This is a genomic window from Pantoea hericii, assembly GCF_014155795.1.
GTDB lineage: Bacteria > Pseudomonadota > Gammaproteobacteria > Enterobacterales > Enterobacteriaceae > Pantoea > Pantoea eucalypti.
In genome coordinates this window covers 21,582-35,661 of record NZ_SCKV01000007.1, presented here as the reverse complement: position 1 = coordinate 35,661, position 14,080 = coordinate 21,582, and the positions used below count along the sequence as shown (strand labels likewise).

At 55.9% G+C, this 14,080-nt stretch carries 12 protein-coding genes; 8 read left to right on the top strand and 4 right to left on the bottom strand.

Features of this window, described 5'->3' with window-relative positions; all coding sequences use genetic code 11:
* Positions 1–143: 143 nt before the first annotated feature.
* From pldA to H7K52_RS15595, 4 genes are all read left to right on the top strand, one after another.
* Positions 144–1,022 (top strand): phospholipase A, encoded by an 879-nt coding sequence (gene pldA / locus H7K52_RS15610; protein ID WP_003854378.1) that lies wholly within the window; start codon positions 144–146, stop codon positions 1,020–1,022.
* Positions 1,023–1,046: 24 nt separating this feature from the next.
* On the top strand, positions 1,047–2,876 hold the full coding sequence (gene recQ / locus H7K52_RS15605; protein WP_003854379.1) for an ATP-dependent DNA helicase RecQ: 1,830 nt from the start codon (positions 1,047–1,049) through the stop codon (positions 2,874–2,876).
* A gap of 12 nt (positions 2,877–2,888) precedes the next feature.
* Positions 2,889–3,512, top strand: coding sequence for a threonine export protein RhtC (rhtC, locus tag H7K52_RS15600; protein ID WP_008926442.1), 624 nt, complete (start codon positions 2,889–2,891; stop codon positions 3,510–3,512).
* 221 nt (positions 3,513–3,733) lie between these two features.
* Entirely contained in the window at positions 3,734–4,543 is an 810-nt protein-coding gene (locus H7K52_RS15595) for a DUF1460 domain-containing protein (RefSeq protein ID WP_182630202.1), read from the top strand.
* 71 nt (positions 4,544–4,614) lie between these two features.
* Here the strand turns inward: H7K52_RS15595 and rhtB are convergent, their stop codons facing one another.
* A complete protein-coding gene (gene rhtB, locus H7K52_RS15590; RefSeq protein WP_003854387.1) occupies positions 4,615–5,238 on the bottom strand; it encodes a homoserine/homoserine lactone efflux protein in 624 nt (207 codons plus the stop codon).
* Positions 5,239–5,350: 112 nt separating this feature from the next.
* Here rhtB and pldB point away from each other — a divergent pair, with 112 nt between their 5' ends.
* A complete protein-coding gene (gene pldB / locus H7K52_RS15585; protein WP_003854390.1) occupies positions 5,351–6,343 on the top strand; it encodes a lysophospholipase L2 in 993 nt (330 codons plus the stop codon).
* 51 nt (positions 6,344–6,394) lie between these two features.
* Positions 6,395–7,195, top strand: a complete 801-nt coding sequence (gene yigL / locus H7K52_RS15580; protein ID WP_003854392.1) for a sugar/pyridoxal phosphate phosphatase YigL — start codon at positions 6,395–6,397, stop codon at positions 7,193–7,195.
* A gap of 49 nt (positions 7,196–7,244) precedes the next feature.
* Here the strand turns inward: yigL and glpT are convergent, their stop codons facing one another.
* Entirely contained in the window at positions 7,245–8,585 is a 1,341-nt protein-coding gene (gene glpT / locus H7K52_RS15575; protein WP_003854394.1) for a glycerol-3-phosphate transporter, read from the bottom strand.
* Positions 8,586–8,960: 375 nt separating this feature from the next.
* Between glpT and H7K52_RS15570 the strand changes: the two genes are divergently transcribed.
* Complete coding sequence (locus tag H7K52_RS15570; protein WP_003854395.1) at positions 8,961–9,821, top strand: carboxylate/amino acid/amine transporter; 861 nt, start codon at positions 8,961–8,963, stop codon at positions 9,819–9,821.
* Between the two features lie 321 nt (positions 9,822–10,142).
* Here H7K52_RS15570 and H7K52_RS15565 read toward each other — a convergent pair whose 3' ends face one another.
* Positions 10,143–10,622, bottom strand: a complete 480-nt coding sequence (locus H7K52_RS15565; protein WP_003854397.1) for a YehS family protein — start codon at positions 10,620–10,622, stop codon at positions 10,143–10,145.
* A gap of 83 nt (positions 10,623–10,705) precedes the next feature.
* On the bottom strand, positions 10,706–11,632 hold the full coding sequence (gene metR / locus H7K52_RS15560; RefSeq protein ID WP_003854400.1) for an HTH-type transcriptional regulator MetR: 927 nt from the start codon (positions 11,630–11,632) through the stop codon (positions 10,706–10,708).
* Between the two features lie 144 nt (positions 11,633–11,776).
* On the opposite strand from metR, the gene metE reads away from it, so the two are divergent.
* Positions 11,777–14,047 carry a 5-methyltetrahydropteroyltriglutamate--homocysteine S-methyltransferase gene (metE, locus tag H7K52_RS15555; protein WP_182630201.1) on the top strand — a complete coding sequence of 757 codons (2,271 nt, stop codon included), beginning with the start codon at positions 11,777–11,779 and terminating at the stop codon, positions 14,045–14,047.
* Positions 14,048–14,080 lie beyond the last annotated feature (33 nt).

Here is a 14,080-nt window from a genome sequence, read left to right as displayed (position 1 = left end):
TTGTGTATTCTATGACGCCTGCGAGGGTGTTTCCAGTTTAAGAAATCAGCACTCATGCTCGCTGCCATTTGTGTGTAGAATGGCCTGCTTTTTACGACACCCTTTCAGTTATTCTGATACGCAGTTGCTCACCGGAGAATTCTATGCGTAAGCATCGCGCCTTGCTGGCGGCAATGTTGATATTTCCTGCGCTGGCGCAGGCGGATGAAGCCCAGATTAAAGAGGTTCATGACGCGCCACAGGTCCAGGGCAGCATTATTGCTAACCTGCTGGAGAAGCACGACAACCCGTTTGTTCTCTATCCTTACGAGAACAACTATCTGCTCTACACCTATACCAGCGATCTGAATAAAGAGGCGATCTCATCTTATAACTGGGGAGAAAATGCCCGTAAAGATGAAGTGAAATTCCAGCTCAGTCTGGCATTTCCGTTATGGCGCGGTATTCTGGGCGACAACTCCGTCCTGGCGGCCTCTTATACACAGCGTTCCTGGTGGCAGCTGTCGAATAGCGCGGAGTCTTCGCCATTCCGCGAAACCAACTATGAACCCCAGATCTTCCTCGGCTGGGCAACCGACTATTCACTGGCGGGCTGGACCTTACGGGATGTTGAAGTGGGTCTGAATCATCAGTCCAATGGACGAAGCGATCCGACTTCACGCAGCTGGAACCGCGTTTATGCGCGTCTGATGGCGGAGAACGGTAACTTCCTGGCGGAAATCAAACCCTGGTATCGCATCCCGGAAGGGGAGAGCAGCGATGATAATCCTGATATCACCAAATACATGGGTTATTACCGTGCCAAAGTGGGCTACCGGCTAGGCGACAGTATTTTCAGCGTTGAGGGCAACTATAACTGGAACAGCGGTTATGGCGGCGCGACAATGGGCTGGAGCTACCCTATCAGTGAGCATGTCCGCTTCTATACTCAGGTATTTAGCGGTTACGGTGAATCACTGATCGATTACAACCATCGCCAGACGCGTCTGGGTGTGGGTGTAACGCTTAACGACTTGTTCTAATCTCAAACGTAAGACAGGAATCGCGTGGCAACCTCGGCAGTTCTCAATCAGGAAGCGCTGGCGCAGCAGGTATTGCAGGATACCTTCGGCTATCAGCATTTTCGTCCCGGTCAGCAGACGATCATTCATCAGGCGCTAAGCGGGCGCGATTGCCTGGTGGTGATGCCCACTGGCGGAGGGAAATCGCTTTGTTATCAGATTCCGGCGCTGGTGCGCGAGGGACTGACGCTGGTGGTGTCACCGCTGATCTCTCTGATGAAAGATCAGGTCGATCAGCTGCTGGCGAATGGCGTGGCGGCGGCGTATCTCAACTCCACCATGACGCGCGATCAGCAGCAGACGGTGATGGCAGACTGCCGTACCGGTCGGGTTAAGCTACTTTATATCGCTCCCGAACGCCTGATGATGGATAACTTCCTGGAAAGTCTGGCGCACTGGCAGCCCGCGATGCTGGCCGTGGACGAAGCGCACTGCATTTCCCAGTGGGGCCACGATTTCCGTCCGGAATATGGCGCACTCGGAAAGATGCGTCAGCGCTTCCCGGAATTACCGGTGATGGCACTGACCGCGACGGCGGATGAAACCACCCGCAATGACATCGTTAACCTGCTGCACATGCAGGATCCGCTGATCCAGATCAGCAGCTTTGACCGTCCTAATATCCGTTACACGCTGGTGGAGAAATTTAAACCCACCGATCAGCTGCTGCGCTACGTTCAGGATCAGCGCGGTAAGTGCGGCATTATCTACTGCAACAGCCGGGCGAAGGTGGAAGACACCGCCGCGCGTCTGCAAAGCCGTGGATTCAGCGTGGGCGCCTATCATGCCGGAATCGATAGCGAACAGCGTGGCCGGGTGCAGGAAGCGTTTCAACGTGACGATCTGCAAATCGTGGTGGCGACGGTGGCCTTTGGCATGGGTATCAACAAACCCAACGTCCGTTTTGTCGTTCACTTCGATATTCCGCGTAATATTGAGTCCTATTATCAGGAAACCGGCCGGGCCGGACGTGATGGTCTGCCCGCCGAAGCGATGATGCTCTACGATCCGGCCGATATGGCCTGGTTGCGTAAATGCCTCGAAGAGAAAGTGCCAGGGCCGCTGCAGGATATTGAACGCCACAAGCTCAATGCGATGGGCGCGTTTGCGGAAGCGCAGACCTGCCGCCGTCTGGTGCTGCTGAACTATTTTGGCGAGGGTCGCCAGCAGCCATGCGGCAACTGCGATATCTGTCTCGATCCGCCTAAACGCTATGACGGTCTGGTTGAAGCGCAAAAAGCGCTTTCCGGTATCTACCGTGTTGGTCAGCGTTTTGGCATGGGCTATATCGTTGAGGTGCTGCGCGGGTCTAATAATCAGCGTATTCGTGAACAGGGTCATGACAAACTGCCGGTTTATGGGCTGGGCAAAGACCAGAGTCACGAACACTGGGTCAGTGTGTTACGTCAGTTAATCCATCTGGGGCTGGTGACGCAGAACATCGCTATGCATTCGGCGTTACAGTTGACCGAAGCAGCGCGCCCGGTGCTGCGCGGTGAAGTGCCACTGATGCTGGCAGTGCCGCGATTGATTACTGCGAAAACAAAAAGCAGCAGTCCGGCGAAGTTTCTCGGTGGCAATTACGACCGCAAGCTGTTCGCCAAGCTGCGTAAGCTGCGAAAAGCGATCGCCGACGAAGAGAATATTCCCCCCTATGTGGTGTTCAATGATGCCACATTGATAGAGATGGCAGAACAGATGCCGGTCAGCGCGTCGGAGATGCTCAGCGTCAACGGCGTGGGCCACCGCAAACTGGAGCGCTTTGGCAAACCTTTCCTGGTGATGATCAAAGAGCATCTTGATGATGAAGAATAAAGGACACTGATTATGCTGATGTTATTCGCAACGGTTGCGCTGGTTCATCTGGTGGCATTGATGAGCCCCGGCCCTGATTTCTTTTTCGTATCGCAAACCGCCGCCAGCCGCTCGCGTAAAGAGGCGATGATGGGGGTACTGGGTATTACGCTGGGTATCGTTGTCTGGGCGGGCGTGGCGCTGATGGGACTGCACCTGATCCTGGAAAAAATGGCGTGGCTGCATCAGATCATCATGGTCGGTGGTGGACTCTATCTGTTGTGGATGGGCTGGCAGCTGATGTGTTCGGCACGTCAGCGACACAAACAGCCGCAGCAGGATGAGCCCGTAGTTGAGCTGCCGAAACGCGGAATGAGCTTTCTCAAAGGCCTGCTGACGAACCTGTCGAATCCTAAAGCGATTATTTACTTCGGTAGCGTCTTCTCGCTGTTCGTCGGTGATGATGTGGGTTCGGCAGAGCGCTGGGGCTTGTTCCTGTTGATCATTGGTGAAACCTTTGCCTGGTTTGCCCTGGTCGCGGCTATCTTTGCGCTACCGTGGATCCGCGCTAAATATCAGCGCCTGGCAAAGTGGGTCGATGGCATGGCAGGCGTCCTGTTTGCCGGTTTTGGTATCCACCTGATTATTTCACGTTAAGCGCTGCAATCCCTTTATGCCGGAGAGCGCATTGCGCATCCGGCAAAACTTCATTGCCTGTGGTATCTCTCTGAACTTCACGTGCGTGACGACTGTCACAAACTGCACCTGTTAACGCCCCACTGTTACAACCGCGTATAAATCGTCACCCTTCTTTGATTAATGAAATCTTCACCTCCGGTATGGTCGTATCGACGGACTCTGTTTTCATGGAGATGATAATGAACACAAAACCCCTGTTAGTGTTGTTAATCGCGTTCTGCATCAGCGCCTGCGCCGCGCCTGAGGCTGCCCATTATCGCGTTCCTGACCAGGTGAAGGGAGACAGGATATCGGCCATCCTGGCGCAGTTGCCTCCGGTGTCTGAGCAGCAGCAGGGCGAAAGAATTAACCAGATCTCCGCTGCGTTTCTCGGTACGCCTTATCAGGCGGATACGCTGATCGGCTCGCCCGAAACACCAGAAGCGCTGGTGATCAATTTCAACGGAGTGGATTGTTTCACGCTGCTTGATTACGTTCAGGCGCTAAGCCGCAGCCACGATCGCGCCAGCTTTGAGGCTAACCTGGTTCGGACGCGTTACGCGGGTGGAGAAGTCAGCTACCTGAAACGGCGTCACTTTTTTTCCGACTGGTTTGCTGAAAGCCCGCGTAATGCCACTGACATAACCCGCACACTCAGCCTGGATGCGGTGACGGTGGTGAAGCAACTGAATCGTGAGGTCAGCGGAAAAGAAAGGCTGCCCGGTCTGGGTGTGGTTCCCCGACGCATTACTTACATCCCAGCCCGCGCCATCACATCGCAGGTACTGAAGCAGATTCAGACCGGCGATTACATTGGCGTTTATACCAACGCTCAGGGACTGGATGTGTCGCACGTTGGGATTGCCGTCTGGCATGATGGACGGTTGTGGTTCAGGAACGCCTCTTCGCTGGCCGCTCATCGCAAAGTGGTCGATACGCCATTCAGGGAGTATATGCGATCAAAACCGGGCATTATTGTGTTGCGTGCGGTGCCATTGACCGCATCGTAGTGGTGCCAGGAAAAGGAGAATGTGATGCAGGGCAGGATCGCGCCGACCTCAGCGTGTCGGCGCGTAAGGCCTTAAGCGATCTTTCTGGCGCTGGCCAGTAGCGCGCCCACCGCCATAAACAGACCACCGAAAATACGGTTCATTAACTTCATCTGTTTTGGGCCTTTAATCCAGCCAGCAATGCGTGTGGCCAGCGTGGCGTAGCCAATCATCACGATGATATCGACCACTACGGTGGTCACGCCCAGCACCAGATACTGCATAAACAACGGCTGATGCGGCTGGATAAACTGCGGGAACAGGGCGGCCAGAAAGACGATACTTTTCGGGTTGGTCAGGTTAACCAGCACGGCGCGTTTAAACAGGCGACGACGCGGCATCGCTTTGGCGACCGCATCCAGATCGATGCCACCTGCGGAGCGCCATTGCTGAATACCCAGCCAGACCAGATAGGCTGCACCGGCCCATTTCAGAATTTCAAACGCCAGCAACGACTGTGAAAACAGCGCGCCCAGTCCGATACCGACCAGCACGATGTGCAGTGCCAGGCCGACCTGCAAACCGGAGATGGACGCTACCGTGCCACGGTAGCCATGGCTGATACCGGTACTCATGGTGTTGATTGCCCCGGAGCCAGGCGACAGGCTGAGAATTGTGGTGGTAAGCAGATAGGTCAGCCACCATTCGATGGTCATGGGTCAGGCTCTCTTTAGTAACGGAATTGTGACACAATACGCCAGAAATAAGCGCGACGCTACGGCCTGCGCATGGCATTCATGACTCAGTATCCGGTCATCAGGAGGGCGAATGAATCAACACAAAGCCAGTTGGCTGCGACGTGAAAAAGCCTTTGCTGCCTTCGCCACCGGGCCGCTGCTCGATTTCTGGCACAGTCGTGAAGAACGGGAGTTTACCGGCGTAGGAAATCTGACGCTGCGCTATGTCCGCTTCACATCGCCGCAACATAAGCGTGTGATCCTGATTGTGCCGGGACGCATCGAGAGTTACATAAAATATCCTGAGCTGGCGTACGATCTGTTTCACTGCGGATTTGATGTGGTGATCCTGGACCATCGCGGTCAGGGGCGTTCCGATCGCCTGCTGGAAGATTCACACCGCGGTCACGTGGCAGAATTTACCCATTACGTCGACGATCTTGAAACGCTCTATCTTAAAGAAATTGTCAGCGGTCACTATCAGCAGCGCTATGCGCTGGCTCACTCGATGGGTGGCGCAATCTTAACGCTGTTCCTGGCGCGTCAGCCGCAGGCGTTTCATGCGGCAGCGTTAGTGGCGCCGATGTTTGGCATTGCCTTGCCGCTGCCCTCATTTCTGGCCCATCGGCTTCTTGACTGGGCGGAGAAACGTCCGGCTATGCGCGATGGCTATGCGCTCGGCACCGGACGCTGGCGCGCGCACCCGTTTGGCATTAACCGGCTGACGCACAGCACCGAGCGTTACCGGCGAAACCTGCGATTTTATGCGGACGATCCGGCAATTCGCGTCGGCGGGCCAACCTACCACTGGGTGCGTGAAGGCATCCATGCCGGTCGCAATATTATCAGTCAGGTCGATAAGATCACCACGCCGCTACTGCTGTTACAGGCCAGCGACGATCGGGTGGTCGACAATCGTTCACAGGATCTGTTTTGTGCCGCAATGGCCGCGGCGGGTCATCCGTGTGAGGGCAATAAGCCACGGGTGATCGAGGGTGCGCGTCATGAGATCCTGTTTGAAAAGGATGAGATGCGCGCCGAAGCACTCAATGCAGTGGTCGACTTTTTTTCATCGCACCACTGACGTTTTTTATCCGACCGGTTAAACCGGCAGAACCAGATACCCGAGGTTTTCATGTATCACATCGTTGCATCCGATCTGGATGGCACGCTGCTTTCTCCCGAACATCGTCTGACCCCTTTTGCGCGTGAAACACTGCAGCAGCTGGTCGCGAAAGATATTCACTTTGTGTTCGCCACTGGCCGTCATCATATTGATGTCGGACAGATGCGCGACAGCCTGGCCATTCCTGCCTATATGATCACCTCAAACGGCGCGCGCGTGCACAACGCACAGGGCGAACTGGTGTTCAGTCATAATCTGGATGAGGACATCGCCAGCGATCTGTTTGGTCTGCAGTATCATCACAGCGATATTCTGACGCACGTTTACCGCGACGATGAGTGGTTTGTCAGCCGTTCAAGCCCGGCGGAGCAGGACTATTTCCGCGAGTCGGTCTTCAACTATCAGGTCTATGAGCCGGGTCTGTTGCCTACTGATAACATCAGCAAGGTTTTCTTCACCTGCGAAAATCCTGAGCATCTGATTCCGATGGAGCAGGCGATTGAAGCGCGCTGGGGCGACCGGGTTAATGTCAGTTTCTCGCTGCCCACCTGTCTGGAAGTGATGGCGGGCGGCGTGTCGAAAGGGCATGCGCTGGAGGCGGTCGCGAAGACGCTGGGCCACACGCTGAAAAGCTGTATCGCTTTTGGCGACGGCATGAATGATGTGGAGATGCTGAGCATGGCGGGTAAAGGCTTTATCATGCAGAACGCCCATCAGCGGTTGAAAGATACGCTGCCAGCGCTGGATGTGATTGGGTCGAATGCCGATGATGCGGTGCCGCAGATGCTTCGCACGCTCTATCTGGCTTAAGCCGTCAACGTAAAACAGGGCCGGATAACCGGCCCTGTTTTTATGGCCGTCAGGCGAGGGTCTTTTTGTGTTTGTGTTCGCTGACCATGGTCAGTAACAGCAGAATAACCGCCAGCACACAGCCCGCAATCATGACCATGAAGCCGCCGTCCCAGCCGAAATAATCGACGGTGTAACCGACAATGGCGCTGGCCGCCACCGATCCGCCCAGATAGCCGAACAGGCCGGTGAAGCCCGCTGCCGTGCCCGCCGCTTTTTTCGGTGCCAGTTCCAGCGCGTGCAGACCAATCAGCATCACCGGGCCGTAGATCAGGAAGCCAATCACGATCATGCAGGCCATGTCGACGCCAGGATTACCCGCCGGGTTGAGCCAGTAGATCACAGTTGCAATGGTCACCAGCGTCATAAAGAACACCCCGGTTGCACCGCGATTGCCGCGGAACACTTTGTCCGACATCCAGCCACACAGCAGCGTGCCCGGAATCCCCGCATATTCATAGAGGAAGTAGGCCCACGACGATTTATCCAGCGTGAAGTGTTTTACTTCGCGCAGATAGGTCGGCGACCAGTCGAGAATGCCGTAGCGCAGCAGGTAGACAAAGACGTTGGCCAGCGCGATGTACCACAGCAATTTGTTTGGCAGCACATACTTCATGAAGATCTGTTTTGCCGTCAGCTCCTCTTCGTGGCTGGCATCGTAATCAGGCGGATAGTCGTTTTTGTACTCTTCAATCGGCGGCAGACCACAGGATTGTGGGGTGTCCCGCATCAGCGCAAAGGCCAGAATTGCAATGGCAATCGCGCCAAACGCTGGCATGTAAAGTGCTGCTTTCCAGTCGTTGAACCAGGCCATGCCGAGCAGGAACAGCAGAGGCGGAATACCGCCGCCCACGTTATGCGCACAGTTCCAGACCGAGACAATCCTGCCGCGCTCCTTCTGCGACCACCAGTGAACCATGGTACGTCCACAGGGTGGCCAGCCCATGCCCTGGAACCAGCCGCAGACAAACAGCAGCACGAACATCACCATGATGCTGGACGTCGCCCAGGGGACAAATCCCATAATCAGCATCACTGCTGCTGCCAGAATCAGGCCAGCCGGTAAGAAGACGCGCGGGTTTGATCGGTCAGAGACCGAGCCCATGATGAATTTTGAAAAGCCGTAGGCAATGGAGATGCCGGATAAGGCAAAACCGAGATCGCCACGTGAAAAACCCTGCTCCACCAGATAGGGCATGGCGAGTGCGAAGTTTTTCCTGACCAGATAGTAGGCCGCGTAACCAAAGAAGATCCCGATGAAAATTTGCCAGCGCAGGCGACGGTAGAGCGGATCGACATGATCCTCCGCCACCTGCGGCTGACGTGGTGCAGGTTTAAAAATGCTCAGCATCAGTGAGGCCCTCCAGGGCACATTATGGTTTTTTATTCCCAGCAGGTTGGGGCAGGAAAAGAGCAGAAAAAAATGGACGCAGGATGTTCCATTTCGCGCAAAGAATAGTGTTAGTTGCGCAACGTTACTGTGATGAGTGACACATTTGTTACAGTTTTATTACAGTTGAGAGCGAATATGATCATCCGATGGATCATTTCGCGCATTTTATCTGGCATAAAACCCATTCCGGCACCGCTTATGTCAGTAAGTGTAAACAAGTCATTTTTCGGGCGTTTTAATCGCCTGGTTAGTAATCAGATGTCAACCAGATTTAACAGCCTGAGTGCTGCACATTGTTTACACTGACGGCCTGTTTATTTCGGGATCGTCACCGTGTTTTTATTGATTATTACCACCATTCTGTGGGCCTTTTCGTTCAGCCTGATTGGCGAGTATCTTGCCGGTCAGGTAGACAGCTGGTTCTCTGTGCTCATGCGTCTGGCGCTTGCTGCGCTGGTGTTTCTCCCTTTCCTGCGCTGGCGCGGCCATCGCCCTTCGACATTGCTGCTTTATATGCTGGTGGGGATGTTGCAGCTGGGCGTGATGTATCTGCTGAGCTTCGAAGCCTATCTCTACCTGAGCGTGTCGGAGTTCCTGCTGTTTACGGTGATGACCCCGCTCTACGTGACGCTGATTTATGATCTGATCAGCCGTCGTCCGTTGCGCATCGGCTATATCTTCAGTGCGTTGCTGGCGGTGGCAGGCGCGGCCATTATTCGCTATGACAAAGTCAGCGATCATTTCTGGTTTGGCCTGCTGTTAGTGCAGCTGGCAAACATCTGCTTTGCGGCGGGAATGGTAGGTTATAAGCGTCTGCAGGAGACCCGACCCATGCCGCAGCATACCGCTTTCTCCTGGTTCTATCTGGGGGCAGTGTTGATTGCGGTGATCGCCTGGTGTGCCTGGGGTAACCCGCAGAAGTTGCCGACGACTTCATTGCAGTGGGGCATTCTGGTCTGGCTGGGGGTGGCAGCTTCCGGTCTCGGCTATTTTATGTGGAATTACGGTGCGACGCAGGTCGATGCCGGTACGCTGGGCATTATGAATAACATGCACGTTCCCGCCGGGCTGCTGGTGAATCTGGCTATCTGGCAGGAAAAGCCGCACTGGCCGAGCTTTATTGCGGGCGCGCTGGTGATCCTCGCCTCACTGTGGGTGCATAAGCGGTGGGTGGTGGGGCGTAGTGACCGGTAATCATTAGGTGCTGGGACAAACCGTTGCTGTAGCCGGACTGCGGCCTCCCGGGCTGGCGCGTCCGATCGCGAAGGAATCTCACCTCGCTGTGGATCGGCCGGGCCATCCCTGGCCCGGACGCTTCGCTCTTCAGACGCGCCAGCCCTGGAGACTTAACAGCATCATCGCAGTTGAACAAAGGACTCAGAGCGAATATGAAGGAGGGGATGGCGGGTTGAGAAGTAAAGCGTCCGCCGCAGGGATGCGGCGGTCGAGGCTCCAGGGATGGATTTACGCCGTCTTTACGCAGCAACCCGCCATTTCCGACTGGATGGCGCCATATCAGGCAGGCTTCTCACTCTTAGGGCGCTGAATCATCGCCAGCCCTTTCAGGAAGTTGCGCAGAATCTGGTCGCCACACTCGCGATAGTTCTTATGATCCGGTTTGCGGAAAATCGCGCCAATCTCAGCCTGTGAAACAGTAAAATTCACACGCTTCAGGACATCAGGAATGTCGGTGGTTTTCAGATCAAAAGCGATGCGCAGCTTTCTCATGAAGATATTGTTAGTCATCTTGCGTTCTATGGACGGCGCGGGCGCATCTTCACTTTTGCCACGACGGTAAAAGATCAGGCCATTCAGAAAATAACCCATCAGCACATCCGGGCAGGGACGAAACGCGGCATCGTCATCTTTTTTCAGCCACGCCTGAATATCCGCTACCGGCACGTCACATTGCGCCAGCGCAAAAATCTCCACCATTTTGGCATCGCTCAGATTGAGCATGTAGCGCACGCTGCGCAGAATATCATTGTTAGTCATGGTGAGATCTTCTCATGTTCAGTCGACAGGCTGCGCATTATAGGGGATTTCGCCCGCGTTCGCGCAGGTTTGTGCCCGCCGGATTACCGCTGTAATACTGCACCGGGCAGCGCGGCGTCGCGCACAAATGGCAGATGCTCGCAGGCGTGCTGACGGGCAAAGCGGATAAAGGCTTCCAGCACAGGCTGACGCTGCTCGCCTTCGCGCACGGCGGCATAAAGACGGCTCCAGAGGCCATCGCCCAGCGTGCGGGTAACGACCAGACCCTGCTTCTCAAAACTCTCCACCACCCAGTGCGGCAGTGCGGCAATCCCCATGCGCGCCGACACCATCTGAATCATCAGCAGGGTGTTATCCACACTTTTCAGAGCCGGACTCACGCCCGCTGGCTGCAGGAAGTGACGCCAGATATCCAGACGCTGACGCTGAACCGGATAGATCATTAACACTTCATCGGCCAAATCTTCTGGCGAAATCTGCTCAACCTGCGCCAGCGGGTGGTCCGTCGCCAGTACCAGCCGCACTTCATAATCAAACATCGGCGAGTAGAACAGGCCCGAGCGCGCCAGAATGTCGGAGGTCAGCACCACATCCAGCTCACCCTGTTGCAGAGCGGGCTGCGGATCAAAGGTCACGCCTGATTTGAAATCCATCACCACCTGCGGCCAGCTCTGGCGGAACTTGTCCAGCGCGGGAGTCAGCCACTGAATGCAGCTGTGACACTCAATCGCCACCCGCAGCGTGGTCTGATGCGGCTCATGACAGGCCTGCAACGCCTGCTGAATCTGCGGCAGCACCTGCTCAGCCAGCTGCAGCAGAATATCCCCCTGCGGCGTAAAGCGTAGCGGCTGACTTTTACGCACGAACAGGCGGAATCCCAGCCGCTGCTCCAGATCGCTGAACTGATGAGATAACGCCGATTGCGTCTGATGAAGCTGGGCCGCCGCCGCCGCCAGCGATCCCGTATTGCGCAGAGCCTGAAGCGTCCGCAGGTGCTTGAGTTCGATCATGAGAGTCCTTCACATCGAAAATGAACATATTGCGCTTGAGCGACATACAGTACCCGCAGATTATAGCAGTGTAAACATCTGGACGGCTAAACATCTTTGGCTGCCCATTTTAGCCAAAGTGAAAGATTATCTGGAGAACAGCACATGACTATCCTCAACCATACCCTCGGCTTTCCCCGTATTGGCCTGCGCCGTGAACTGAAAAAAGCACTGGAGAGTTACTGGGCAGGCGACAGCACGCAGCAGGCACTACTGGCGACGGGCCGCGAGCTGCGGGCGCGACACTGGCAACAGCAGAAAGAGGCGGGCGTCGATCTGCTGCCGGTCGGCGATTTCGCCTGGTATGATCATGTGCTGACCACCAGCCTGCTGCTGGGCAATGTGCCTGCACGTCATCAGAACACAGAGGGCACCGTTGATCTGGATACGCTGTTTCGCGTGGGGCGCGGGCGTGCGCCGACTGGCGAACCCGCGGCGGCGGCAGAAATGACCAAATGGTTTAACACCAACTATCACTACATCGTGCCGGAATTTACTCAGGGCCAGACATTTAAACTGAGCTGGACTCAGCTGCTGGACGAGGTTGATGAGGCGCTGGCGCTGGGCCATAACATTAAGCCGGTGCTGCTCGGGCCGGTGACGTATCTGTGGCTGGGTAAAGTCAAAGGTGAACCCTTTGAACGTCTGTCGCTGCTGGCGGCGATTTTGCCGGTCTATCAGCAGGTGCTGGCGGAACTGGCAAAGCGCGGCATCGAATGGGTACAGATTGATGAACCCGCCCTGGCGCTGGAGCTGCCGCAGACCTGGCGCGACGCCTTTCAGCTGGCGTATGACGCTCTGCAGGGCCACAGCAAGCTGCTGCTGACCACCTATTTTGACAGCATCGGCCAGAACATTGATGTGATTCGTGCGCTGCCGGTGCAGGGCCTGCATGTCGATCTGGTCCATGGCAATGATGATATTAAGCAGCTGAATCAGCAACTCCCCGCCAGCTGGCTGCTGTCGCTGGGCGTGATCAACGGACGTAATGTCTGGCGCGCCGATCTGAGCCGCTGGTTCAGTCGCCTGCAACCGCTGACCAGAGAGCGTGAGCAGCTGTGGATTGGATCTTCCTGCTCACTGCTGCACAGCCCGATCGACCTGAGTGTCGAGACCCGCCTGGATGACGAAGTCAAAAGCTGGTTCGCCTTTGCGCTGCAGAAATGTGCTGAGCTCTCGCTGCTGAGTCAGGCTCTGAACAACAATGATGCGGCGTCGCTGGACGCCTGGAGCGCGCCGGTGCAGGCCCGTGCTCACTCCCGACGGGTGCATAATGCGGCGGTGGGGCAGCGTCTGGAGGCCATCACGCCACAGCACAGTGAGCGGCAGAGTGCTTACCCGGTTCGCGCCGTCCTGCAGCGTCAGCGTTTCAATCTGCCCGCCTGGCCTACCACCACCATTGGCTCTTTTCCACAGACCACTGAAATTCGCGGCCTGCGTCTCGACTTTAAACAGGGCCGTCTTGACAGCAGTCATTACCGCACCGGCATCGCGGAGCACATTAAACAGGCGATTACCGAGCAGGAGCGGCTGGGGCTTGATGTGCTGGTGCATGGCGAAGCAGAACGTAACGATATGGTTGAGTACTTCGGCGAGCATCTGGACGGCTTTGTCTTTACCCAGAACGGCTGGGTGCAGAGCTACGGTTCTCGCTGTGTGAAACCGCCTGTCATTATTGGCGATATCAGTCGCCCGGAGGCGATCACTGTGGAGTGGGCCCGCTATGCCCAGTCGCTGACGGACAAGCCGGTAAAAGGGATGCTGACCGGTCCGGTGACGATTCTCTGCTGGTCATTCCCGCGTGAAGATGTGTCACGTGAAATCATCGCTAAGCAGATCGCGCTGGCGCTGCGTGATGAAGTGGAAGATCTGGAGAAGGCGGGCATCGGGATTATTCAGATTGATGAGCCTGCGCTGCGTGAAGGTCTGCCCCTGCATCAGTCTGAGTGGGCGACCTATCTGAACTGGGCCGTTGAAGCGTTCCGGCTGAATGCGGCGGTGGCGCGGGATGAAACCCAGATTCACACGCATATGTGTTACTGCGAGTTTAACGACATTATGGACGCCATCGCAGCCCTGGATGCGGATGTCATCACGATCGAAACTTCGCGTTCTGACATGGACCTGCTGGAGTCGTTTGAAGATTTCGAGTATCCGAATGAAATCGGGCCCGGCGTCTATGATATTCACTCCCCCAATGTTCCCAGCGTGGAGTGGATAGAAGCACTGTTGCTGAAGGCGGCGAAACGGATTCCGGAAACACGTCTTTGGGTAAACCCGGACTGCGGTCTTAAGACGCGTGGCTGGACGGAGACGCGTCAGGCGCTGGCGAATATGGTGACGGCGGCGAAGAAACTGCGTGGTGAGACGGCGTAGGAATGGGGCCGGTGGGTAAAATCAGGGGCGCAG